This is a genomic window from Paenibacillus tuaregi, from assembly GCF_900086655.1.
GTDB classification, from domain to species: Bacteria; Bacillota; Bacilli; order Paenibacillales; family Paenibacillaceae; genus Fontibacillus; species Fontibacillus tuaregi.
On the sequence record NZ_LT575476.1, the window covers coordinates 2,457,355 to 2,481,757 of the forward strand.

25 protein-coding genes and 1 riboswitch are annotated in these 24,403 nt (G+C 49.1%); of the genes, 21 read left to right on the forward strand and 4 right to left on the reverse strand.

Annotated features, from left to right (window positions below):
- Nucleotides 1-7 precede the first annotated feature (7 nt).
- From BN6628_RS11360 to BN6628_RS11375, 4 genes are read left to right on the forward strand one after another with little or no spacing between them, the layout of a single operon-like run.
- Nucleotides 8-493 (forward strand): ABC transporter permease, encoded by a 486-nt coding sequence (locus tag BN6628_RS11360; protein WP_068617459.1) that lies wholly within the window; start codon nucleotides 8-10, stop codon nucleotides 491-493.
- The gene (locus tag BN6628_RS11365; RefSeq protein WP_068617461.1) at nucleotides 493-888 is read left to right on the forward strand and encodes a hypothetical protein; all 396 of its coding nucleotides are present in this window, start codon (nucleotides 493-495) and stop codon (nucleotides 886-888) included. The genes BN6628_RS11360 and BN6628_RS11365 overlap by 1 nt, the downstream gene beginning before the upstream one ends.
- 11 nt (nucleotides 889-899) lie before the next feature.
- A complete protein-coding gene (locus BN6628_RS11370) occupies nucleotides 900-1,451 on the forward strand; it encodes a hypothetical protein (RefSeq protein WP_068617463.1) in 552 nt (183 codons plus the stop codon).
- Nucleotides 1,438-2,433: a hypothetical protein gene (locus BN6628_RS11375; RefSeq protein WP_068617465.1), complete on the forward strand. Its 996-nt coding sequence runs from the start codon at nucleotides 1,438-1,440 to the stop codon at nucleotides 2,431-2,433. The genes BN6628_RS11370 and BN6628_RS11375 overlap by 14 nt, the downstream gene beginning before the upstream one ends.
- Before the next feature lie 158 nt (nucleotides 2,434-2,591).
- On the opposite strand, the gene BN6628_RS11380 is transcribed toward BN6628_RS11375, so the two are convergent.
- Nucleotides 2,592-3,941, reverse strand: coding sequence for a lytic polysaccharide monooxygenase (locus BN6628_RS11380; RefSeq protein ID WP_068617467.1), 1,350 nt, complete (start codon nucleotides 3,939-3,941; stop codon nucleotides 2,592-2,594).
- Between the two features lie 559 nt (nucleotides 3,942-4,500).
- Between BN6628_RS11380 and BN6628_RS11385 the strand changes: the two genes are divergently transcribed.
- From BN6628_RS11385 to BN6628_RS11425, 9 genes are all read left to right on the forward strand, one after another.
- Entirely contained in the window at nucleotides 4,501-6,054 is a 1,554-nt protein-coding gene (locus tag BN6628_RS11385; RefSeq protein WP_068617468.1) for an ABC-F family ATP-binding cassette domain-containing protein, read from the forward strand.
- Nucleotides 6,055-6,157: 103 nt separating this feature from the next.
- Nucleotides 6,158-6,265, forward strand: a riboswitch (TPP riboswitch).
- A gap of 173 nt (nucleotides 6,266-6,438) precedes the next feature.
- Nucleotides 6,439-7,092: a thiamine phosphate synthase gene (locus tag BN6628_RS11390; protein WP_157692475.1), complete on the forward strand. Its 654-nt coding sequence runs from the start codon at nucleotides 6,439-6,441 to the stop codon at nucleotides 7,090-7,092.
- Nucleotides 7,089-8,219, forward strand: coding sequence for a glycine oxidase ThiO (thiO, locus tag BN6628_RS11395; RefSeq protein ID WP_068617470.1), 1,131 nt, complete (start codon nucleotides 7,089-7,091; stop codon nucleotides 8,217-8,219). Before BN6628_RS11390 ends, thiO begins: the two co-directional genes overlap by 4 nt.
- Complete coding sequence (gene thiS, locus BN6628_RS11400) at nucleotides 8,216-8,419, forward strand: sulfur carrier protein ThiS (RefSeq protein ID WP_068617472.1); 204 nt, start codon at nucleotides 8,216-8,218, stop codon at nucleotides 8,417-8,419. Before thiO ends, thiS begins: the two co-directional genes overlap by 4 nt.
- A gap of 2 nt (nucleotides 8,420-8,421) precedes the next feature.
- Nucleotides 8,422-9,189, forward strand: coding sequence for a thiazole synthase (locus BN6628_RS11405; RefSeq protein ID WP_068617474.1), 768 nt, complete (start codon nucleotides 8,422-8,424; stop codon nucleotides 9,187-9,189).
- Nucleotides 9,186-10,265 carry a MoeB/ThiF family adenylyltransferase gene (locus BN6628_RS11410; RefSeq protein ID WP_068617476.1) on the forward strand — a complete coding sequence of 360 codons (1,080 nt, stop codon included), beginning with the start codon at nucleotides 9,186-9,188 and terminating at the stop codon, nucleotides 10,263-10,265. Before BN6628_RS11405 ends, BN6628_RS11410 begins: the two co-directional genes overlap by 4 nt.
- Nucleotides 10,266-10,289: 24 nt before the next feature.
- On the forward strand, nucleotides 10,290-11,111 hold the full coding sequence (gene thiD, locus BN6628_RS11415; RefSeq protein WP_068617484.1) for a bifunctional hydroxymethylpyrimidine kinase/phosphomethylpyrimidine kinase: 822 nt from the start codon (nucleotides 10,290-10,292) through the stop codon (nucleotides 11,109-11,111).
- Nucleotides 11,112-11,121: 10 nt separating this feature from the next.
- Nucleotides 11,122-11,775 carry a thiamine phosphate synthase gene (gene thiE / locus BN6628_RS11420; RefSeq protein WP_089153607.1) on the forward strand — a complete coding sequence of 218 codons (654 nt, stop codon included), beginning with the start codon at nucleotides 11,122-11,124 and terminating at the stop codon, nucleotides 11,773-11,775.
- 127 nt (nucleotides 11,776-11,902) lie between these two features.
- A complete protein-coding gene (locus BN6628_RS11425) occupies nucleotides 11,903-12,634 on the forward strand; it encodes a response regulator transcription factor (RefSeq protein ID WP_068617488.1) in 732 nt (243 codons plus the stop codon).
- A gap of 86 nt (nucleotides 12,635-12,720) precedes the next feature.
- Here the strand turns inward: BN6628_RS11425 and BN6628_RS11430 are convergent, their stop codons facing one another.
- On the reverse strand, nucleotides 12,721-13,245 hold the full coding sequence (locus BN6628_RS11430) for a C40 family peptidase (protein WP_068617490.1): 525 nt from the start codon (nucleotides 13,243-13,245) through the stop codon (nucleotides 12,721-12,723).
- A gap of 274 nt (nucleotides 13,246-13,519) precedes the next feature.
- The gene (locus BN6628_RS11435) at nucleotides 13,520-14,161 is read right to left on the reverse strand and encodes a thiamine diphosphokinase (protein ID WP_068617492.1); all 642 of its coding nucleotides are present in this window, start codon (nucleotides 14,159-14,161) and stop codon (nucleotides 13,520-13,522) included.
- 137 nt (nucleotides 14,162-14,298) lie between these two features.
- On the opposite strand from BN6628_RS11435, the gene BN6628_RS11440 reads away from it, so the two are divergent.
- Nucleotides 14,299-14,934 carry a trimeric intracellular cation channel family protein gene (locus BN6628_RS11440; RefSeq protein ID WP_068617494.1) on the forward strand — a complete coding sequence of 212 codons (636 nt, stop codon included), beginning with the start codon at nucleotides 14,299-14,301 and terminating at the stop codon, nucleotides 14,932-14,934.
- Between the two features lie 87 nt (nucleotides 14,935-15,021).
- On the opposite strand, the gene BN6628_RS11445 is transcribed toward BN6628_RS11440, so the two are convergent.
- Complete coding sequence (locus BN6628_RS11445; protein ID WP_068617495.1) at nucleotides 15,022-15,750, reverse strand: alpha/beta hydrolase; 729 nt, start codon at nucleotides 15,748-15,750, stop codon at nucleotides 15,022-15,024.
- 256 nt (nucleotides 15,751-16,006) lie between these two features.
- Between BN6628_RS11445 and pdhA the strand changes: the two genes are divergently transcribed.
- From pdhA to BN6628_RS11480, 7 genes are all read left to right on the forward strand, one after another.
- Nucleotides 16,007-17,074: a pyruvate dehydrogenase (acetyl-transferring) E1 component subunit alpha gene (pdhA, locus tag BN6628_RS11450; protein WP_068617497.1), complete on the forward strand. Its 1,068-nt coding sequence runs from the start codon at nucleotides 16,007-16,009 to the stop codon at nucleotides 17,072-17,074.
- Nucleotides 17,075-17,211: 137 nt separating this feature from the next.
- Nucleotides 17,212-18,192, forward strand: a complete 981-nt coding sequence (locus tag BN6628_RS11455) for an alpha-ketoacid dehydrogenase subunit beta (protein WP_068617498.1) — start codon at nucleotides 17,212-17,214, stop codon at nucleotides 18,190-18,192.
- Between the two features lie 31 nt (nucleotides 18,193-18,223).
- Nucleotides 18,224-19,543 (forward strand): dihydrolipoamide acetyltransferase family protein, encoded by a 1,320-nt coding sequence (locus BN6628_RS11460; RefSeq protein ID WP_068617500.1) that lies wholly within the window; start codon nucleotides 18,224-18,226, stop codon nucleotides 19,541-19,543.
- A gap of 3 nt (nucleotides 19,544-19,546) precedes the next feature.
- Nucleotides 19,547-20,962: a dihydrolipoyl dehydrogenase gene (gene lpdA / locus BN6628_RS11465; RefSeq protein ID WP_068617502.1), complete on the forward strand. Its 1,416-nt coding sequence runs from the start codon at nucleotides 19,547-19,549 to the stop codon at nucleotides 20,960-20,962.
- A gap of 161 nt (nucleotides 20,963-21,123) precedes the next feature.
- Nucleotides 21,124-21,918, forward strand: a complete 795-nt coding sequence (gene thyA / locus BN6628_RS11470; protein WP_068617503.1) for a thymidylate synthase — start codon at nucleotides 21,124-21,126, stop codon at nucleotides 21,916-21,918.
- A 73-nt stretch (nucleotides 21,919-21,991) separates the two neighbouring features.
- Nucleotides 21,992-22,495, forward strand: a complete 504-nt coding sequence (locus BN6628_RS11475; RefSeq protein ID WP_068617505.1) for a dihydrofolate reductase — start codon at nucleotides 21,992-21,994, stop codon at nucleotides 22,493-22,495.
- A 378-nt stretch (nucleotides 22,496-22,873) separates the two neighbouring features.
- A complete protein-coding gene (locus BN6628_RS11480) occupies nucleotides 22,874-24,361 on the forward strand; it encodes a glutamate synthase subunit beta (protein ID WP_068617508.1) in 1,488 nt (495 codons plus the stop codon).
- Nucleotides 24,362-24,403: the final 42 nt, after the last annotated feature.

The window sequence follows — 24,403 nt, forward strand, 5'->3', positions numbered from 1 at the left end:
TTAATTTATGAATAATGCATCTACAGCATTAAAAGTGGCGGCAGGGATCTTTCTGACAATTGCCCTGATTACGATTGTTGTCATCTTGTTCATTTCCGCTCAAGAAGCTACAAAAACCGCACAAAACAATTTTTCCGATATTCAGACTGAGCTGGCCCAGGCATCCTTTACTGTGTATGATGATACCTCAATCAGCGGGTCTCAAGTTGTCAATGCCATCCGTAAATTTAAGGATAAAGGCCAATTCGGCATTAAAGTACATACAGGAAAAAACAAAAGCGGGGTATGGTACGGTTCATCCTTAAATGTGGGGGATGCTTCCGACGGCAGCTACGGTTCAGTAATCGGAAAAAGCGATACAGACGCCGGTGTCTCCTGGGACGAGACGAGTCCGAATTATGTAAACCCCAGCGGAAAGTTCAGGGCCCAGGTTGTTAAAGACAGTTCAAATGTCGTGCGGGGCTTAATTTTCACTCAGAATACGGCTAAATAATGCTGGAGAGTACGAGGCGGATTATTTGGCTTGCGATTGGAGTCTCCCTGTGGATAGGAGCTCTTGTGTACACCTGGATGGGAATAAGGCATACCGAGCAGCTGCTGGATGCCTCGGGAATACAGACTCATCCACAGATGAGAACCCTATACGAGAGTCCATCAAACATAACAGAGCGTGAACATTATACAGGTGCCCAAATCATCTGCTTTGTTCAGGATTCCGCGAACGATTCTATAGGCCTTGAGCTGGAAGGGCGTGTATACCCTAACCGTTCCGAAGAATTAAAGGCAAGCCTGATACAGCAAATCCAATTGGACGGTGCATACGGGGTCAGCTACAGCTGGGGAGCTTCGGGCAAGGTAGTCCATATTGCGTTTCATAAAATGAATTAAGGGGAAGCAGTATGTTTAACTCTATATCCAAAATACTCGCAGCCTTGCTTGCCGTTATGCTGCTGTATCTGGTCCCTGCAATGCAGCAGGCTCAAAGGCAGGAGGATATATCATTGCTAGTTGCATATAACAGCCTCACAGAGTTTGTGGACTCTGTACGAAACAAGGGATATATTTCGCCGGTAATGTATGAGGATTTCAGGCGGAGTCTCGGGGGAGCTGGGGAATTCTATGAAGTTGAGCTGGAGCATCGGCATAAGACATATCATCCTGAGTATGTCGACCCGGCGGACAAAACAACGTTTCAGCAAAATTATTCTATTCATTATGAGAGTCATTATACGGATGAATTGGAGAGGACCATATTTCCGGAAAATGCTTTAAGCAGGGAGGATCTGAGACGCAAGTACAAGATGGAAGCGGGGGACTATTTTACAGTTAGCATTCATCGCAAAGGTCTCAGTCCGTTAACCGTACTAACCAATTTCCTTTATAATTCAGCTCAGGGTGCTGAGGCGGGCCCCTTGCATTACGGGGGAATGGTGTTGAATGAAGATTACTGATCTAGCGGTGGTTTTTATCCTTATAGTTAGCCCCTTCTTCTGGATAAATTCAGTGCACAGCCATAACAGAATGGAAGCTCAGCAGCTGAGCATGCGGTATACTTCTGCACTAAGGACCGCTGCCCAGGATGGAGGAAGCAGGCTGAACGAGAACGCGCTCCAGGAATACGAGCCGGGTTATGCTTCAACCAAGTTTTTTAGAGCGAATAAGGAGAAGGCGCTGGACTCTATGCTGCGTACGTTATATATGAACTTCGGTATAGGAGATGACCGGGCGGCTCAAATGGCCCTTCTTACGTATATCCCAGCTGTTGTTGTAATTGATTATGACGGGTACTACATCTACAGCTTTCATAGCTTTCAGAGTTCGGAAGGTGAGGAGTTAGGGGATTATCGCTGGACATCCAAAAAGCCATATGCCTTCTCGGATCAAGCAGGAAATATCGTTCACTTCACATTGGATGAACACACTACTGTATATCAGGCGTCAGAAACGAAATGGTTGAAGGGAAGCCGGGATCAACTCTATGAAGAAGGTTCGATTCCACTGCTTCGGGACAAGGATTTGTTTGAGGCGAAAAGACGTACCGTCATCGTTCAGGCTATTGAGGAGGATTTAGCCAGAGTGATGAATAGTCATAATCGCTATGCGTCCAGACTGGGCATTGACTACACCTTTACCCTGCCAACTATTTCAGGAGAAGAGTGGATCAATACTCTGAATGATATCGGCCTGCTTGTATTCCTCCAGGGAATCCCCATTGGAGATCAGTATTACAACAACTATGGGCTTGGCGGAGGCCGGCTTCTTAAACGGCCGGTAATCTATGGAGGTACTCATCCTGTGAACGGACTCAAATACTATTATAGGGATACCTGCAAGCAGGAGTTCAAATTGGAGGAGGTATTTACCCACGAGCGGGAAGCTGCTGCTAAGGGTTACTATGAAGCCAGGTGTCCCAGTCAAGGAAAAACAAAGTAATAATTGAGAAAAAACTAGATATGTTATGAGACAGTTCGCTACCCGGTTGCAGTGATCAGAGTTGAAGTCAATAAAACACCCCTAAGCGTGAAAAGCCTAAGCTCTTCAGCACTTGGGGGTGTTGTCATAACAGGGTTAATAGGTTATTGCAAGCTTAGTTATTTCAGCTTCCAGAGGGCTGGAACATTGGATGGTTCCCAGCCAGCGAGGGAAGTATGGGGCTGAAGGCACTCGTATACAGAGCCGTTATAAGTAACAAGTGATCCAACTGTATAGGCTGTGTTCACTGCCCAAGCCGGAGCAGCAGAAGCATCAGCAGTTTTGCCGGTTACCGTGCTCGCTGCAGATTGGTTGCCAGCAGCATCAAAGGCATGGACTTTGAAAGTGTAAGATGTATTAGCAGTCAGGCCGGTGACATTATAGCTTGTAGTTGTGCCAGAGACTGTAGCTACAAGGGTTGTACCTTGATAGATACGGTAGCCGGTAACACCTACATTATCAGTAGAAGCATTCCACATCAGATTGATGCTGGAAGATGTTGGAGTCCCCATCACATGAAGTCCGCCTGGAGCTGTTGGAGCCACAGTGTCATTGGCTGGAGGGGCATCCGTAGTTACGTTAAGAGTATTGCTTGCAGCGGAAAGATTTCCTGCGGCATCAATGGCCTTTACGCTGAACGTGTAGGCTGTGCTAGGAGTCAAACCGGTTACATTGTAGTTCAAAGTTGAGCCAGATACATTAGCAACGACACTGGAGCCATTGAAAACGCGGTATCCTGTCACGCCAACATTATCAGTAGAAGCGCCCCAAGACAGAGATACGCTTGTTGCAGTTTTGGAAGATGCAGTCAGTCCGGTTGGAGCTGTAGGAGCTTGAGTATCGGTAGGGGTGCTGCCGCTGAAGTTAACATCAATTACGTTGTAGAAAGCGTTTGCTGTGTCAGCGATGTCCCATACAGCCAGGATAACATGGTATCCGCTGCGGGCGGGTACATTACAAGTGTCTGTGTAAGAGGTTGGAGGCTGCTTGCCGCCATAGTTCACAGAGCAGAATGGAGTCAGGTCGAAGGAATCACGGGTCAGGGCTGCGTTTGGATTCCAGTTTGCTTTAGTGATGTAATATTTCCAGTTGCTTGTGGCATGAGCCGCAGTAAACTTCCAAGTAAAGGTGTTCGTACCGGAAGAAATGTTCACTTTAGTCCAGCGGGATGCCGATTGCTCATCAAGCTTAGGGAACGCTCCGCCAGCACTGGCGATTTTGCCGTCAGCAGGCCCTGCTGCAGGAAAGCCTTTTGGAGCTTCCAAGCTCTGAGGTTCGTACACGATAGCGCCACAGTCGGTGTTCTGGCCGGACTTACACAGAGCGGCACGGCTGGCAGGCCCTTCAACGTAGCCGTGTGCGGATGCTTTGTCCGACAGCAGAATCATCAGAGCTACGGAGAGCAGGGTAAAGATAGCGACAGCGGCAAGTTTGGATACAGGTGATTGGGATAAACGGATGGATGTCATAAGTTACCTCCTTCGAATTTGGGTTTTTAGAGTATTGCTGAACGAAGTGTTCTGTTGTCACTCAGATGCGGGTTGACGCTAGAAATACGTTCAGGCAGATATCAATGGGAATGCCTCAACTCCTTTCTAAAAAGAGAATTTATATAAACTCCTAAGAGCTTATACCGGAAACAGATGAAGATTTGAGTAAATTACATAAACATCGAAACAACGACATAAGTTGTAAGCGAATACAAAACGTTCGAAATAAAAAGCAACTATATATACAAATATGTAAATAAGGGATTATTTGGATATTAGTTACATAGCAATTGTAACACAAATTTACCAATTTTAAGAGACATTTTTCATAGATTTTGATAAATAAATCGAAGATCTGAATTTCCTGAAGATGCTGTTGCATTTTTATAATGAAATTTGGCTGATGAGGACAGTGACAGCTGATTAAATTTTGAACACCTTGTTTCAGAAAACCTGGTTCTTATGCTAAAATGAAATCTTGAATGTCCTTTACTTGAGATAAAATTATTAATTATACAGATAGGAGCAGTACTTTTTTATGAGCTTATTAACAGTAGAGAATGTCTCCCATAATTTCGGGGACCGCACATTGTTTAAAAATGTCTCTTTCCGCCTGTTGGCCGGAGAGCGCGTGGGTCTGGTGGGTGCAAATGGTGTGGGGAAATCCACACTGATGAATATATTGACCGGGAAACTGCTTAAAGACAGCGGCAAGGTCGAATGGACTCCCAAGGTCCGTTATGGATATTTGGATCAGCACTCCGTGCTGACTCCGGGCAAGACGGTACGTGATGTGTTGAAAGATGCTTTTCTACCTCTTCTTGAACTTGAGAAGGAAATGATGGAGATTACGAACAAGATGGGAGATGCCACGCCTGAAGAGCTGGAAGAGCTGCTGGTTCAGATGGGTGACATTCAGGAGCAGTTGGATATCGGCGACTTTTATCTAATTGATGTTAAGGTTGAGGAAATGGCGAACGGCCTGGGTCTATCCGCGATCGGCCTTGACCGTGATGTTTCAGCCCTTAGCGGTGGGCAGCGCACCAAGGTGCTGCTTGCAAAGCTGCTGTTGGAGAAGCCAAATGTGCTGCTGCTCGATGAGCCTACCAACTATCTGGATGTCGAGCACATTCAGTGGCTGACGAGCTATTTGCAGAACTATCCTTATGCTTTCATGCTGATCTCCCATGATACGGAGTTCATGAACAAGGTCGTTAATGTCATTTACCATCTTGAATTTGCCAAGCTCACCCGTTATACCGCCAACTATGAGAAGTTCCTGGAGATGGCTGACATCAATAAGAATCAACATATTGACGCTTATGAGAAGCAGCAGGAATTCATTAAGAAGCAGGAAGACTTCATTCAGCGGAACAAAGCCCGTTATTCCACTTCGGGACGGGCAAAGAGCCGCGAGAAGCAGCTGGAGCGGATTGAGCGTATTGACAGACCTGAAGAAGCTGCCAAGCCGACATTTGGTTTCAAAGAGGCCAGAGCGAGCGGCAAAACGGTGTTTGAAGGCATTGATTTTGAAATCGGTTATACCCACGCACTGCTTCCAAAGATGTCGATGATCATCGAACGCGGGGACAAAATTGCAATTGTTGGCTGTAACGGTGTGGGTAAATCAACTTTGCTTAAAACAATACTTGGCAAAATCAAACCGATCAGCGGAAAAATCTATCAAGGTGATTTTCTGTTCCCGGCTTATTTCGAGCAGGAGGTCAAGGCTGAGAACATCACTCCGATAGATGATGTTTGGAATGAGTTCTCTCACCTTAACCAACACGAGGTCCGTGCGCATCTTGCCCGCTGTGGTCTCAAGAATGAGCATATTACCCGGCCGCTTAAGGCGCTTAGCGGGGGAGAACAGGCAAAGGTCCGTCTTTGCAAGCTGATGATGCGCGAGACGAACTATATTCTTTTTGACGAGCCTACCAATCACCTGGATGTCGTTGCGAAGGAAGAGCTAAAGCGTGCACTGAAGGCATTCAAAGGGACTGTGATCCTTGTCTCCCACGAACCTGACTTCTATGAGGATTGGGTGACCAAAACCTGGGACGTGGAAGCTTGGTCAACAAAAAAAGCCTGATTAAAGCTTAACTCAGGTGTAACTCACACCTGTGAACAAACTTGTTCATGAATTTAGGGTTCAATCTGTTTCCAAAACATGTTACACTGTCATTAACTTAATAGTTACACACTAGGGGGGCCAAATTCGGCTGAGATGGAAGCTTTAAGCATCCGGACCCTTTGCACCTGATCTGGGTTATACCAGCGTAGGGAAGTGGTAATCGTGATGGAACCAGCATTCCACCAGCTTAGCAATGTAAGCCATTCAAGCCGGTGTAAGGTGGTTCTCAGAGCTTAGCTTCATTGCTTTGATATACACGTTCAGCCGCTCTCTGCGAGAGCGGCTTTTTTGTGCGCTTTTACAGGCTGCGTTTAATTTATACCTATGGAGAGGAAGCAGCAAATGAACGGTCTGCCTAAGTTTCATGTCATTTCAGACGGAACGAAAGATGTGCCTGAACTTGTTCGGTATGCTATCGCCATTCATCCATATCTTGATGCTTTTCATCTCAGGGAAAAGAGCTGGAGTGCTTATAAGCTGTCTTATGCGGTGGAGCAGCTCCTTGAAGCCGGGATGCCTGCGGGCAAGCTGTATATCAATGACCGGGCGGATATTGCCAAAGCTTATAAGCTCGGAGGTGTGCAGCTGGGTGGGGAGAGCCTTTCCCCAATCCGCGCCAGGACTGTAGTAGGCAGCCGTACAATGATCGGACGCTCCATCCACAATGCTGAAGAACTGCGGGAGGCGGCCGGTCAGGGAGCAGATTATTGTATTTATGGCCACATTTATCCGACATCGTCGAAACAAGGGTTAACCGCAAGGGGGCTGCATCAACTTGCTAACCTGTGCGGGCCATCGGCTATTCCGGTAATTGCAATTGGGGGAATCACCCCCGGCAGAGTATCGGAGGTTCTTCAGGCAGGTGTCGACGGGATTGCCGTGATGTCGGGCGTTATGGGCTCGCCAGATCCGGCTGGGGCAGCCGGGCAATATCAGCAGGCATTGCTTAAAGAGACCATCGGTGGTTTATTACGAGAGGAGTTGGAGAGAAAATGAGCAGCAGATATGATGCTGTCATCATCGGCGGCGGAGTAATCGGGTGCTTTCTTGCCTATCAGTTAACGAAGCGGGGCAAGAAGGTGGCCCTTGTGGAACAGGGGGAATTGGCTTCGGGAGCTTCCGGAGCGGCAGCTGGGATGCTGGCTGCGGATTGTGAGCATTTCGAGCATCCAGAGCTTAAGAGCATGGCCCGGCTCAGCCGCGATGCTTTTCCTTCCGTCATCCGCGAGCTGCGGCAGCTTAGCGGTATCGACGCTGGTCTGAACGAGCGGGGATTCCTCGTTCCGGCAAGAGACGCCCAAGAAGCGGAGGAGCTGCATGCTGGCATGCTGGCTGATTGCTCCGGCGAATGGTGGAGGCCTGAGAAGCTGCAGACAGCAGAGCCTGCTCTGTGCAAAGCTCTTCATGGAGCGGTTTACAGGGCAGAGGAGACCCAGCTGCTTCCTGCCAGACTTACGGAAGCTCTAGCGTACAGCGCTCAGAGCAAAGGCGCAGAACTCCTGCTGCAAACTAAAGCTGCGGAGATTCGTGAGATCAACGGCTCGGTTCAAGGAGTTATGACATCCAGGGGCTTACTGGAGTGTGAGCAGGCAGTGCTTGCCGGGGGCTGGCAGATGGACCAGCTGCTTCAGCCATTGGGGCTAACGCTTCCCCTTGAGCCGGTTAAGGGGGAGATCGTGGAGGTCCATTCTGAATCACCGCTGCTCACAAGTACGCTGTATGCCCGCAATGTGTACATCGTTCCCAAACCAGGAAATAAGCTGTGGCTTGGAGCGACCAGTTATTCAGGGGATCGTTCGTCTGGAGTTAGGGCTGACAGCGTGTATAAGCTGTTAAGCGCAGGCTCGGAGTACATACCTGAAATCCGGTCCAGTCAATTTATCAGGGCCTGGTCTGGACACAGGCCGAAGACACCCGACGGACTTCCGTATCTGGGTGGATTTTCAGGGATTCACGGACTTTACGCTGCAGCCGGGCACTACCGTAACGGAGTGCTGATGAGTGCGGTAAGCTCAAGCATCCTGGCTAATGTAATGGAGGGAATTGCCACACCCGGGGTCAATCTTGAGCCCTTCAGTCCGGACCGTTATCAGAGACAGAGGGAAGGGGAAATGGTGCTGTGAAGATTCGGATCAATGGTCAGATCATGACGTTAGACCAGGAAATCAGAACGGTGCACGATCTTCTGGAAAGCTTGGATTTGGGTGTCAAAACCGTGGTGGTGGAGCAAAACCATGATATTCTGCACCAGGATCAGCATGAAGAGGCTTTATTGTCGGATGGGGATTCCATAGAAATTGTACATTTTGTAGGAGGCGGTTAATGATGTTAACAATTGGATCACATGAGTTCCACTCCCGTTTGCTGTTGGGAACCGGAAAGTTTAGTGACTTAGATGTACAGGGGCAGGCGGTGGAAGTCTCGGGGACGGAAATATTAACCTTCGCGGTACGCAGATTGAATCTATCCAACCCGCGTGAGGAACATTTTCTGGAACGCCTTGATTTGAAGCGGTACACACTTCTGCCGAATACAGCGGGTGCCGAGAACGCAGAGGAGGCGGTGCGAATCGCCAAACTCGCGAAAGCATCCGGACTTTGTGATATGATCAAGGTTGAGGTCATCGGAGATCCCCGTACGCTGCTTCCAGATCCGCTGGAAACCTGGAAAGCGTGTGAAATTCTCCTTGAGGAAGGATTTATAGTTCTACCTTATATTTCTGATGACGTTATTCTGGCCAAAAGACTTCAGCAGCTAGGTGTGCATGCCGTTATGCCGGGAGCTTCACCCATCGGGGCAGGACGTGGGATCGTCAATCCGTTTAATCTTGAGCTGATTATTGAACAGGCCGAGGTGCCAGTGATTGTGGATGCGGGCATTGGTTCACCAAAGGATGCCGCTTATGCCATGGAGCTTGGAGCGGATGGTGTGCTTCTCAATTCGGCTGTTTCGGGTGCGGCTGATCCAGTGAAGATGGCTGAAGCGATGAAGCTGGCGGTACTGGCCGGACGCTTGGGGTTTGAAGCGGGGCGGATTCCGGTAAAAAGATATGCTGCGGCAAGCAGTCCGCAGGAAGGGATGATTACAACATGAATGAAGAGGAACGCGGTTCTGCCGGTTCAACCGGGAGCACAGACAGCAGGTCAAGTGCAGACCGCTATTCCAGACAAGAAAGATTCACTCCAATTGGCAGGAACGGTCAGCTGAAGCTGTTGGGAAGCAAAGTCCTGATTGTTGGAGTGGGCGCGCTCGGCACCGGGATTGCGGAGACTTTGGCCCGCGCGGGAGTGGGACATCTAGTGCTCGCGGACCGTGATTATGTGGAGTGGAGCAATTTGCAGCGTCAGCAGCTATTCTCTGAATCTGACGCGGCAGCAAGGCTGCCAAAGGCTGTAGCGGCCAAGGAGCGGCTTCTCGCGATCAATTCGGAAGTTACAGTAGAGGCCTTTGTCATGGATGTGACCTTGCAGGAGATTGAGGATTTGCTGCCTGGGGTCGATTTGATCCTGGACGCCACCGATAATTTTGATACCCGTCTCCTGATTAATGATATTTCCCAGAAACACCGAATCCCTTGGATTTACGGAGGGTGTGTTGGCAGTTATGGGATTACATACACCATTCTCCCGGGAGAGACTCCGTGTCTGAACTGTCTGCTTGGCGCAATTCCCCTGGGTGGGGACACTTGTGATACAGCAGGCATTATTCCCTCTGCGGTTCAAACCGTGGTGGCACATCAGACCACAGAGGCATTGAAGCTGCTAACCGGCAGCAAAGAGGCGCTCCGGGGAACCCTGCTCTCCTTTGATTTGTGGCGTAATGAACAAGCATCGATTAAGATCGGAAGTGCCAGGAAGCCAGATTGTCTCTCCTGCGGCCCAGAGCGGACTTATCCTTATTTATCTTCCGGGAACTTACAGAAGACCGAAGTGTTGTGCGGCAGAGATACCGTTCAGATCCGCCCGCCTGTTCGCAGGGAGATTGACTTGAGCAAGACAGCGGAAGTGCTCAGCCAGCTGAATGAAGGGGTGGTAGAACGCAATCCATTCCTTGTCTCGCTGACGATGGGCGATAAGCGGCTGGTGCTATTTAAGGACGGGCGCGCCATGGTTCATGGAACCAAGGATATCATGGAAGCTAAAACGATTTATCATCGGTTCTTCGGTTAATTGGCAAAAGGAGGGCGGTCAGATATGAGTATACCGCGTGTGTTAACCATTGCCGGTTCGGATTCGGGAGGTGGTGCCGGCATTCAGGCCGACCTCAAAACTTTTCAGGAGCTTGGCGTCTACGGGATGAGTGTCATTACTGCCGTGACCGCCCAGAATACGGTTGTGGTATCCGATGTGTTTCCCTTACCCCCTGAGACGGTTAGACGGCAGCTTACTGCAATTGGAGAGGATCTGGGACCCCATGCCGTGAAGACGGGCATGCTGTACAGCTCGGAGATCATTGAAGCGGTTGTACAAAGTGTGAAGCGGTGGGAATGGCGCAACCTGGTGGTGGATCCGGTTATGTTGTCCAAGAGTGGGGCCTCCCTTCTTCAGGATGAGGCGGTAGATGATTTGGTCCACAGACTGCTCCCGTTAGCCCGGCTGATTACGCCAAATCTTCCGGAAGCCCGGCTGCTCACTGGTGTGGATATAGTCGATGAAGACTCCATGAGGCTTGCGGCTGAGCGGATTTCCCGCTTTGGTGTCGGCGGTGTGCTGATCAAAGGCGGGCATTTTCATGAGGAAGGTGAGACTTCCCAGGATTATTTGTTTACAGGCACTGAGGAATTCTGGTTCTCCGGCCCCCGGTACAAGACAAGGCATACACATGGAACGGGGTGCACATTATCCTCGGCTGTAGCCTCCGGATTGGCACAGGGACTTTCTGTCCAAGAAGCTGTGGCTCTGGGTAAGAGCTTCATAGAGGCGGCAATCAGCCAGCCGATCAGCATGGGCGCCGGCCATGGACCGGTGAATCATTGGGCATACCGGAGCAGACTGGACACCGGAAGGATGAGATAGCTTGAGTCAAATGAATAGAGACTTGTTAAGCTTGTATTTGGTGATGGGCAGTTCAAATTGCAGGGGGAGAAGCCCTGTTCAGGTGCTTGAAGCAGCCATCCGGGGCGGGATTACGTTGTTCCAATACCGGGAAAAGGGAGTGCGGTCCCTTCACCATACCGAGCGTTTAATGCTGGCGATGCAATTAAGAAATGTCTGCCATCATCACGGAATCCCCTTTATTGTTAATGATGATGTGGGGCTTGCGATTCAAATTGGAGCGGACGGGGTGCATTTGGGGCAGGATGATGGGGATCATGCGATGATCCGCGAAAGAGTGAAGCACATGATCTTAGGCGTGTCCACACATACTGTCGAAGAGGCTAGGGCCGCAGCTGAGCTTGGAGCGGATTACATTGGGGTTGGTCCTATTTACCCGACCCTCAGCAAGATGGATGCCGAAGAAGCCAAAGGACCATCCATTCTAAGCAACATCCGGAGCAGCGGTGTTACGCTTCCTATGACGGCCATAGGAGGTATAAATGGCGAAGTGGCTTCCGAGTTGATCTTGGCTGGTGCGGACGGCATTGCTGTGGTATCAGCCATTGCAGGGGCAGCGGACCCGGAAGCCGCAGCCAAGCGGCTCAAGGAAGCGGTGCAATCGGCAAAAGCCGATCTCCATTAAGCTTTTTAAACCTGTGAGTACACCAAGGGTTCGCGGTCAAACGGAAAAATGGTTGTATAGTTATCCAAATTGAGAAACCCATACTTAAGAAATCCATACTTCCCGCGAGAAGTATGGATTTCTTTTTGTGTGCCAAAATAAGCAAGGGCACAAAAGGAGGTCGGACACCGTCTTACATGAGTGGATACTGATTGTCGGTGAGCTGGATGGGGCGTGTGAGGAGCTGACATCAGCTTTAAATCAGGCGGGTTTTGAAATACGACATACTGAGAGCGGCATCGAGGCATTGGATAGGATTCGGCAAGAAATCCCCACATTGGTTCTGACAAGCACGCAACTGAAGGATATGGATGTTTTTGATTTTTTACGTGAGCTAAAAGACGGCGCATCTGCCATACAATGTCCAGTGATCGTACTGACCATGGATCTTTCAACTTCAGAGCTTGTAAAGGCGTTTCAGGAAGGTGCCCATGACTATGTGGATTTGACGAGGCCGCCTGAGGAGCTGCTGGCGCGGATTCGTAAGCTGCTGGAGCTTTTTTATATGGCCAGGGGCCCTGCGGAGACAGTGCTGAACTTTGAAGATGTGACCGTTCACTTAAAAAGCCGGAAAGCATTTCGCGGAGATACTCATATCAAGCTGACTCCGAAAGAATACGAGCTGCTGTGTTTCATGCTGCGGAAGGTGAATCATGTGTGCAGCCGAGAGGAACTGCTCCAGGAAGTGTGGGGCTATGATTTCCGGGTGGATACCAATGTCGTTGACGTATATATCCGTCATCTGAGAACCAAGATTGACCGGGGGTATCCCCGTAAAATCATCCATACCGTGCGGGGAATGGGCTACATGATTCATTAATAATATGAAAAAACAAGCTGGCCCTGTCAGACAGGATCAGCTTGTTTGGTAGGATTAGGATAGCCGTTCTTTGTTCTTTGTTCTAATTAAAGAACCCGGCGTGCTTTCAGATAAGTGCGGTCCCAGTTGCCGGCATTCAGGTTAGAGTACGTCACACCCGGGCTGCCATAAGTGTGCAGAATTTTCCCGTTTCCTACATAGATGGCCACGTGAGTCACATTTCTGCCATTGGCACGGCTGCCGCTGGAGAAGAATACGAGATCGCCGGCTCTCAGGTTCGAGCGGGATACGGCCACACCGGACTTGGATTGTTCAGCTGCCGTACGGGGCAGGGTAACTCCAACAGACTTAAACACATATTTCGTAAAGGAAGAGCAGTCAAAGTTCCGTGTAGTAGAAGTTGAAGCACCGAATTTATAAGGTACGCCCAGGTATCGTTTACCGAGGGTGATCGCTTTTTGAGCTTTAGAAGTTGCGGTTGCCTGAACGGATACCGTAGATGAAGCAGCATGGACGGAAGCAGCACCTGTTGCAAAGAATCCTATAGAAGTGACTGCAGCACACAGCCCTAGAGTCAATACTTTTTGGAATAATGTATTCTGTGTTCTCATGTTGTACCTCCAAATTTCTTTTCTGTTGGGTATGGCTGTAGTATAGCAGGTTATTTACCACCTATAATTTGGAGATGGCCTTATCGGGCCAGGCCTGGCAGTAGGTTGAGGATAATTATTAAAATATCATTAAAGTTACAAAATCTTTAACTTTAACAGCGTTTACATTGTAAAACAAAAGCAAAGAACCCTTGAGGGACAAGGGTTCTTTGCTTTTTACCGTTTGAAACTTTTAATTTGGAGAATTACAATGTTGTCATTGTAATAGATACAGTCAATCCTTACTTTGGATGACCAATAGAAGTCCGCTCTCAATCTGAATCTTCCCCTGTTGGCCGGTAAGCCGGTTGCTTATGCCTAAGGATTGCCCCATCTTAATGGTGGCATCTTGCAAAGGGTACATAAATCCGCTAAGCGTAATGCCGGTAACTTCAGGTGTAAGAGGAAGAAGCGAGACGTATGTAAATCCCCGGTCTTCAACAACCAATGAAGAGCCTGTGAGTGTAATGTAGTTATGCTCATCTATAATGGAGCTGACAACCTGATGCTGCAGCCCCCGAAGCATCATCTGAATATTGGAGAGAGAATGATCCTGCCTTGACCCCATGGCCCCTATCATAATGACTTCCGGTGCCTGCTGGTCAATGGCCATATCGAAAGCCAGCTCTGTATCGGTTAGATTTTTGTCCACTGGATCACACACGATAATTTCCCCGCAGCTCTGACGAACCAATTCAAGCTCCTCAGCGGTAACCGAATCAAAATCTCCAACAGCTATGTCGGGTTTAATGCCATTCTGAACAAGGAATAATGCCCCCTTATCCGCTCCAATGATGAAGTCGTCCTGCCGGATTTCCTTGATGCTGTCCGGACTGATATTCCCACCCGTAAATATTAAAACCCGTTTTGGCGCCATGCTGCACTTCCTTTCTCACCTTAACGTAAGTTCTATTTCTTAAGTATAGGACAACTTTATGTCTTGCACAATTTTGAAGCGCCGGATTACAATAAAAAAGTCGTGCAAAGAGTCGAGAGAGTAGGGGCAGAGAACAGATGCATATTTTTGATATTTTCAGTATTATCGGAACTATCGCCTTCGCTATGTCTGGAGCTTTTGTGGCGATGGAGGAGGAGTACGATATTCTTGGCGTGCTTGTTCTTGGCCTGGTAACCGCATTTGGCGGGGGGATCATCCGCAATGTGCTCATCGGAGTGCCGGTGACCACGCTTTGGACCCAGGGGGATTTGATTATTTTGGCGAACCTGTCAGTTTTTGTGGCCTTTGTGCTTCCGCTCAAATGGATTCATCACTGGAAAAGGACGGAGGCGCTTTTTGACGCTATCGGACTTTCGGCTTTTGCCATACAGGGGGCGCTTTATGCAACCAAAATGCATCACCCGATGAGCGCTGTTATTGTGGCGGCGGTCCTCACCGGAATCGGCGGAGGGATTATCCGCGACCTGCTGGCTGGACGCAAGCCGCTAGTGCTGCGTGATGAAATTTATGCTGTGTGGGCAATGGTGGGTGGAGCGGTCGTAGGGTTCGGAATTGCCCAGAACACTTGGCAGCTCCTGCTGCTGTTCGCCGCGGTAGTCTTGTTTAGAATGCTGTCCGTTCATTATAAATGGAAGCTTCCAAGACGTTCCCTCAAAGAATACACCCCGCATTCACAGCATGTGGATTCATAATGGCAAATTTGCTTTAAAAGTGTATAGGAACAAGAAAACGCCGGAATCGATATGCATCGACTTCCGGCGTTTTCACGCTGAACCATTTTATTTAAGGAAATACATCAACGCTTCGGGAAGCTCCTTCTGCCAGAAGCCCCACAGGTGCTTGCCGTCCTTTTCAAGATAGTGGACTTTGGCTCCCCGTGCTTCAAGCAGGGCCTTGGTGTTCCGGTTCAGTTCCACGAAATCATAAATACCGGTATCTGTCTGATAGTCCCGTTCCTGAAGGCCGACGATCATATACAGGGACAAGCCTGAGAGATCGCTCTCCTGAACCACGAGTTCCTGGGTCGGAATATAGAAGGCACCGGAAAGGCTGATGATTTTGGAAAACAGCTCCGGATTTTTCATAGCCAGATGCAGGGATACGGTACCGCCAAGTGAATCTCCCGCCAATATCCGCTCCTCGCGCTGGGTTCTAACCGGATAATTGCGTTCAACAAAGGGAATGATTTCTTGTGTGAAACAGGATGTGTAGGCCTCAAACCTATGGCCGAATGGGGCGTATTCCGCTGTCCGGACCTTTGTGTCTACTTCAACTCCAACTACGATAAACGGATCGATTCCTTCATCCAGGATAAGCTGGTTGGCCGTGGTCGCAATGCGGCCGTAATTGAAAAATTCCTCACCGTCCTGGCAATAAATTACAGGATAGCTGAGGATTTCGTTGTAACCTGGAGGAAGATAAATGCGCAAAGAACGCTGTTCCCCCAAGAACTTGCTGTCAATGACTTCTTTCACAATCGTCCGTTTTAGGTACCGCGAATCGGTCATGGATGGTTCACGCTCCGTCTCTTGATATTTTGCTTTTGAAAGCCTGATCAGGTAAGATACCCCTAGGCATGTCTTGGAAAAAGGGAGGATTTCCTTTTTTAATGTGTTATACAATTATTGTTCATCTGTTATACATACAAAAATCAGGGTTGAACACATTTTAAAGTATATCCTTTGACTTAAGTGGTGAAACAGATGTATAATAATTCTATAACAGTGGAACATGATATTCAAATTTTTTATCGAGGTGAAGATAATGAGCAAGGTTCCTTATGAAGTATATACGGAGGACGTTGACACGCTGTCCGTACTTTCACCTGCTGGTGAAATCGTAAACAAAGATAAACTTCCTGACTTGACTGATGATCAATTGAAAGAAATTATGTACCGTATGGTATTTACCCGTACTTGGGATGATCGTGCTGTGAACTTGGGCCGCCAAGGACGTCTTGGTTTCTATGCGCCGGTATCCGGCCAAGAAGCTACTATGGTTGGCAGTGAGTTTGCGCTAGAGAAAGATGACTTTGTATGTCCTGGATACCGTGATATGCCACAAATCGTATGGCACGGTCTTCCATTGTATCAAGCCTTCCTGTATTCCCGTGGGCATCAACACGGCGGTGAAATTCCTCAAGGTGTCAATGTACTTATGCCGCAAATTATCATTGGGGCACAAATCCTGCATGCAATGGGGATTGCAATGGGCTACAAGCTCAGAAAACAAAAGCAGGTCGTAATTACTTATACAGGGGATGGCGGATCTTCCGAAGGTGACTTCTATGAAGGTCTGAACTATGCCGGTGTTTACAAGCTGCCGGTTATTTTCTTTGTGCAAAACAACGGTTATGCGATCACTACTCCATTCTCCAAGCAGACTGCGGCTCTTTCCATCGCCCACAAAGCGGTTGCAGCCGGTATTAAAGGCGTGAAGGTTGACGGTATGGATGTTCTTGCCGTAATCAAAGCTGTTCAAGAAGCTGCTGAGCGCGGCCGCAACGGCGAAGGTGCTACCTTGATCGAAGCGGTTACTTACCGTTTCCGTCCGCATTCCCTGTCTGATGATGCTTCCAAGTATCGTACGAAGGAAGAAGAAGGCGAGTGGAGTGAGAAGGACCCAATTGCACGTCTTGCCAAGTACCTGGAGAAGAAAGGTCTTTGGACTGAAGAAGATACTGCCCGTGTGAAAGAAGAAGCGAAAGCAAAAGTGAACGAGCAGATCAAGAAAGCGGAACAAACCGAGAAAATGACGGTTCCAGGCTTGATTGACAGCATGTTCGAAACCACTCCGAAATATCTGGAAGAGCAAAAGGCTGACTTCCAATAATATATCCCGCGAATACTCCCCGTTTGTTTTTTTACTGACCGGAAGGGGAGTTATTGCACTGCCGGTTTATGCCGGTGAGGTTCAACTTATTTCATTGAATCAGGAACCAATCCTGACTTATAGGAGGATATCTAGCAATGGCACAAATGAACATGAAAGAAGCGATTCGCGATGCATTGCGCGTGGAATTGAAACGCGATGCCAATGTCCTGCTTTTCGGGGAAGACGTAGGTAATGTAGGGGGCGTATTCCGCGCAACCGAAGGACTGCAAAAAGAGTTTGGGGAAGAGCGCGTATTCGATACGCCGCTGGCTGAATCCGCGATTGGCGGTTTGGCGTTCGGTCTTGGTATCCAGGGCTTCCGTCCTGTTGCCGAGATTCAATTTGTAGGTTTTATCTTTGAAGCTCTTGACCAGATTCTGGTTCAAGCTGCGCGTCTGCGCTACCGTTCCGGCGGCCGCTACAATGCGCCTATCGTATTCCGTACGCCATTTGGCGGCGGTGTTAAAGCGGCTGAGCTTCATACGGATTCCCTGGAAGGATTGATTGCCCAAACACCGGGTATTAAACTAGTAATCCCTTCCAACCCATACGATGCTAAAGGTCTTATGATTTCCGCGATTCGCGATAATGACCCTGTCTTCTTCATGGAGCACCTTAATCTGTACCATGCTTTCCGTGCTGAAGTTCCAGATGGTGAGTACACTGTTGAACTTGGCAAGGCGAACGTGGTTAAAGAAGGCTCCGATGTTACCATCATTGCTTATGGTCTGATGGTTCACACCGCAGTTAAAGCGGCTGAAGAACTTGAAAAAACAAAGGGCATTAAAGCTGAGGTTATCGATCTGCGCACCCTGGTTCCTCTGGATATCGACACCATTGTGGCGTCCATTAAGAGAACCAACCGTGCCATCGTTGTACAGGAAGCTCAGAAATCCGCGGGTATCGCTGCGGAAGTTATTGCTCAAATCAATGAGAAGGCTATTCTTCACCTCGAAGCGCCAGTTCTTCGTGTGGCAGGTCCGGATACCGTGTATCCATTTGCCCAAATCGAGGATCAGTGGCTTCCATCTCCAGCTCGTGTGATTTCCGCAGTAAACAAAGTACTTGAATTTTAATTAACAACCGGACTATAAGGAGGTCTTCTAGGTGGCAAAATTTGAATATCGTTTCCCGGAACTGGGCGAAGGATTGCATGAAGGCGAAATTATCAAAATGCACATCAAGCCAGGGGATAAAGTAACCGACGATGACATCATCATGGAAGTGCAAAACGACAAGGCAGTAGTAGAAGTTCCTTGTCCTGTGAACGGTACAGTTCAAGAAGTATTCGGTAAAGACGGCGCGATCTTCCGCGTTGGCGACGTAGTTGCCGTTATCGATGCTGAAGGCGAAGTTCCTGAGCAAGAAGGCGCCCCTGAACAGCACGGAAGCCAAGAGGCTGATGCGGCGAAAGGCGGAGCGGATACGAAATCTTCCCCTGCTTCTGACAGCCCGTCCGAAGCTAAGCAAGGCGATGCAGCTGGCGCACCTGCTCCTGCGGCTCCGAACAAGGAAGTGCTTGCTACACCTAGCGTTCGCAAATTCGCACGTGAGCAAGGCATCGATCTGACTCAAGTAACGGGTACAGGCAATGCTGGCAAGATCACCAGAGAAGATGTTGAAGCCTTCAAGAACGGCGGCGGTGCGGCTGCAGCTCCAGCGGCTCAAGAAGCTAAATCTGAAGCCAAAGCAGCTCCAGCGGCAGCTTCAACAGGTGCTGTGCATCTGGAAGAAGAGCGCGTTCCATTCAAAGGAATCCGCAAAGCGATTTCCAATGCTATGGTTAAATCGGCGTACACAGCTCCTCACGTTACTATCATGGACGAAGTGGATGTTACTGAGCTGGTGGCGTTCCGTACCCGCATGAAACCAATCGCCGAGAAGAAAGGCACGAAAGTGACTTACCTGCCGTTCATCGTTAAAGCTTTGGTTGCGGCTTCCCGTCAATTCCCGGCGCTTAACGCTTCCATTGACGAAGAGAACAACGAAATTGTTTACAAGAAGCATTATGACATCGGTATTGCTACCGATACAGATAACGGCTTGATCGTTCCAGTCATTAAAGATGCTGACCGTAAGAGCATCTGGATGATTGCTGACGCTATTCGTGACCTGGCTGCACGCGGCCGTGAAGGCAAGCTGAGCCCTGCCGAAATGAAAGGCAGCACAATTTCGATCACAAATATCGGTTCTGCCGGCGGTATGTTCTTTACCCCAATCATTAACTATCCTGAGGTAGCTATCTTGGGTACTGGACGTATTTCCGAGAAACCAGTTGTGAAGAACGGTGAAATCGTAGTTGCTCCAGTAATGGCTCTGTCCCTTAGCTTCGACCACCGTCTGATTGATGGTGCAACAGCTCAAAACTTTATGAACTACATTAAATCACTGCTCGCTAATCCTGAGCTGCTGGTTATGGAGGTGTAAGTAATGGTAGTAGGAGACGCTTCTCTTGATATCGATACATTGGTCGTAGGTGCCGGTCCCGGCGGTTATGTGGCAGCCATTCGTGCTGCCCAACTGGGACAAAAAGTAGTAATCGTGGATAAATCCGAGCTTGGCGGCGTGTGCTTGAACCGTGGATGTATTCCATCCAAGGCTCTGATCTCCGCGGCTCACCAATATGAAGCTGCCAAGCATGGCGACGCATTCGGGATTTCCGCAGACAACGTAAAGGTTGACTTCTCCAAAACCCAAGCTTTCAAAAATGGTGTTGTGAAGAAGATGACTCAAGGTGTGGCTGGACTTCTGAAAGGCAATAAGATCGAGGTATTCAGCGGTGAGGTTATGTTCATTAACGAAACCGAAGCGCGTGCTTTCAATGAACACGAATCCCCACGCTACCGGTTCAAACATTGTATCCTGGCAACAGGTTCCCGTCCGATTGAACTTAAGCCGTTCCCATTCGGCGGCCGTATCCTGTCCTCCACCGAAGCGCTGCAGCTTGAAGAGATTCCTTCGAGCCTCGTCGTTATCGGCGGTGGTTACATCGGTGCCGAGCTTGGTCAAATGTTCTCCAAATTCGGAACTAAAGTAACGATCATTGAAGGTCTGGACACTGTGCTTCCTGGCTTCGACAAGGACATGACCCGTCTTGTTGCGAAGAGCATGGAGAAGACCGGCATTGAAATCGTGACAAATGCGAAGGCGGAAAGTGCTGAGCAGACAGATAAGAACGTGACTGTGAAATACTCCGTCAACGGAGAGAGCAAAGAAGTTACTGCAGACTATCTGCTGGTGACTGTTGGACGCCGTCCAAATACTGATGGCGATCTGGGTCTTGATCTTGCGGGTGTGGAACTGACCGACCGTGGTCTGGTTAAAGTTGACCATCAAGGACGCACAACCAACCCGAACATCTTTGCGATTGGCGATATTGTTCCAGGTCTTGCGCTGGCCCACAAAGCTTCTTACGAAGGTAAAGTGGCCGCAGAAGCGATCTCTGGCCTGCCATCTGTAGTTGACTACAAAGCGATTCCGGCTGTTGTATTTACAGATCCTGAATGCTCCAGTGTTGGCTACACCGAGAAGGAAGCTAAGGAGAAAGGCTTCAAAGTGAAAGCCGGTAAATTCCCGTTTGCGGGTAATGGCCGTGCAACTTCTCTGAATGCTCCAGACGGATTCATTAAAATTGTAGCGAATGAAGAGAACAACCTGGTTCTTGGCGCACAAATCGTAGGTATTGAAGCATCCAACTTGATTGCCGAGCTTGGCCTGGCCATCGAGATGGGAGCAACTCTTGAGGATATCTCCCTTACAATCCATGCTCACCCAACACTTGGTGAGATTGTTATGGAGACTGCAGAGCTTGTGGAAGGTCATCCAATCCACGTCATTTCCCGTTAATCTTGTTACTCCTATGTGCACATGGACACGGGTCTCTTAAGCGAAATTGAACATATTTTGGCAAGAACGCAGCCCGCGTTCTTGCCTTTCTTTTTATTGTCTGTTAACAAGATGGGCGGCATCATGATATATTACATAAGAGAAAGTCGGAGGTGTGGATCGTGCAAAATTATTTGGATTTGCTTAAGGATATTCAGGAACACGGGACCCGGAAAGACGACCGCACAGGTACGGGAACAATCTCGGTCTTTGGTCGTCAGCTGCGCTTTGATCTGTCCAAAGGGTTCCCGCTGGTTACAACCAAACGCATTCATCTCAAATCAGTAATTCATGAGCTGTTGTGGTTCCTTAAAGGGGACACCAACATCGCTTATTTGAAGGAACACGGAGTCCGGATATGGGACGAATGGGCGGATGAGAACGGGGATCTCGGTCCTGTGTATGGCTCCCAATGGCGTTCTTGGGAGACCCCGGATGGCCGTGTGATTGATCAGATCACCAACGTGGTCGAGGGCATCAAGAACAATCCGGATTCCCGCCGTCATCTGGTGAGTGCTTGGAACGTGGCTGAGATTGAGAATATGAAGCTGCCGCCATGCCATTTTGTGTTTCAATTCTATGTGGCTGACGGGAAATTAAGCTGTATGCTGACCATGCGCTCGGTGGACACGTTCCTGGGACTTCCCTTCAATATTGCAAGTTATGCTCTGCTCACACATATGGTGGCTCAGCAGTGTGATCTTGAGGTTGGAGAGTTCATCTGGTCCGGCGGGGACGTGCACATCTATACCAATCATTTGGAGCAGGTGCAGCTTCAGCTGACCCGTACACCATATGAACTGCCGAAGCTGGTCATCAAGCGGAAGCCCGAGTCTATTTTTGATTATAAGTATGAGGATTTCGAATTTGAAAACTATGTGTACCACCCGGCTATTAAGGCGCCGGTGTCCGTCTAACTCTACTGTGTGACAACGGATGGTGGAAGCGGACAGAAGACCGTTTAGACATTTTGAAAAAGGGGGTCAAATGATGGGTATTACACTGATATGGGCCATGGCCCGGGGGGGTGTAATCGGCAGGGACAACAAGCTGCCGTGGCGGCTGCCTGCGGATTTGGCTTTCTTCAAGGCCCAGACAATCGGCAAGACGATGCTGATGGGAAGAAAGACGTGGGAATCCATCGGTTCAAAGCCGCTTCCAGGCCGCCGGAATGTGATTCTGACAACGGACAAGTCATTTCAGGCAGATGGAGCGGAGACTGTGCATTCCATGTCTGAAGCCTTAGAGCTGGCCGGGCCCGGAGAGGAACTTATGGTCATCGGTGGAGCGGGAGTGTTTGAGCATTTCCTGCCATATGCCACCCGCCTGCTGGTTACCTTTATCGATGAGGATATCGAAGGGGATGTAGTCTTTCCTGAACTGGACTGGTCCTCGTTCAAGCTCACGGATGAGGTACAGGGAATTCGGGACGAGAAGAATCCATATGATTATCGGTTTGTAACCTATGAACGCGTTAAAGCAGTTGCGCAATAATGCAAACTATTATGAATAAAGTCCATTAATATGCTTTGTCGTGAGTGATAAAATATTTTAACAGTATAGAAGTAGGCAAAGGGTGGAAGGATTCTGGAGAAGCGTAGCGCTCGCCTTTGTGAACGGATCTCAGCTTATAGCAAATGTTTTAACCAAGAAATCCATGAACAACAGCGATCGGAAGAACTTGTCACCCGGCTGTCTGGATCTATATAATCAGTTGTTCTACTTTTATTGATTAATTTTAATCATATAATATAAAGGGAACAGGGCGGTTAAACTGTGCTTTGTTCTTTTTATGGTGAAGATGGGATGGCTTGTGATGGCTGCATTCTACTTCCGTATAGATATACGAATATAGAGATGGGGGAAAGTAAGATGTCTACACCTACGGGGTTTATGGAATTTAAGCGACAGCTTCCGGGAGACCGCAGTCCCTCTGAACGGGTTAAGGATTGGGAGGAATTCCATAAACATGCTTCGGAAGAGGAGCTCCGGACACAAGGAGCCCGGTGTATGGATTGTGGTACACCATACTGTCACACCGGAATCGATATGACTGGGGGAACCTCGGGATGCCCGGTCCACAATCTGATTCCAGAGTGGAATAATCTGGTTTACCGTGGACAATGGAAGGATGCGCTTGACCGTCTTCATAAGACGAACAACTTCCCGGAGTTTACGGGCCGTGTATGTCCAGCCCCTTGCGAGGGCTCCTGTACGGTAGGTTTGATCGGACAGCCGGTTACAATCAAGACGATTGAAGAAGCTATTATCGAGCGCGGTTTTGAAGAAGGCTGGGTCGTAGCACAGCCGCCCGAGAAGCGTACAGGTAAGCGTGTAGCCGTGGTTGGCTCTGGACCAGCGGGTCTTGCCTGTGCAGCACAGCTTAACAAGGCAGGTCATGAGGTAACGGTATATGAGCGGGCAGACCGTGTCGGTGGGCTTCTAATGTATGGAATTCCGACAATGAAGCTGGATAAGTCCGTTGTAGAGAGACGTGTGAACCTTCTGGTCCAAGAAGGGGTGAAATTTATCACCAACACGGAAATTGGCAGGGATATTCCTGCGCAGCAGCTTGTTGATGAGTTTGATGCGGTAGTCCTGTGCGGAGGGGCGACCAAACCACGGGAATTTAATATTGAAGGCAGCGAGTTGAATGGAGTGCATTATGCCATGCCGTTCCTTAACGGCACGATTCGCAGCTATCTGAACTCCGGCCTGCAAGATGGCGATTATTTGTCCGCAGAAGGCAAAGACGTTATCGTTATCGGAGGTGGGGACACCGGTTCTGACTGTGTGGCTACTTCGCTTCGTCATGGCTGCAAGAGCATCACCCAGTTCGGTACACATGCAAAGGCTCCGCTCGAGCGGGACCCGATCCAAAACCCTTGGCCGCAGTTCCCGAACGTATACACGCTGGATTATGCCCAAGAGGAAGCCAAGGCACTTTACGGGGAAGATCCGCGTGAGTTCTCCATCATGACCACGAAGTTTGTGGGGGATGAGCAGGGCAACCTGAAGGAGCTGCATACCGTTCAAATTCAGCGGATTGTCGATGAAACCGGACGCAAGATTTATCAGCCGATTCCAGGTACGGAACGCGTATTCCCGGCTCAGCTAGCGCTGATCGCGATCGGATTTGACGGACCGGAGAACACGATCATCAATGAACTGTCTCTGGAGACGGACCGTCGTTCAAATGTGAAGGCGCGTTATGGCAAATACAACACCAATGTGGACAAAGTATTTGCTGCTGGCGATATGCGCCGTGGTCAGAGCCTTGTGGTATGGGCCATCAACGAGGGACGCGAAGCTGCCCGTGAAGTCGATAAGTATTTGATGGGTGCAACGGTTCTGGTGTAATGATATAATAATAGAATGCAACGGGGCTGCGCTGTGCGCGGC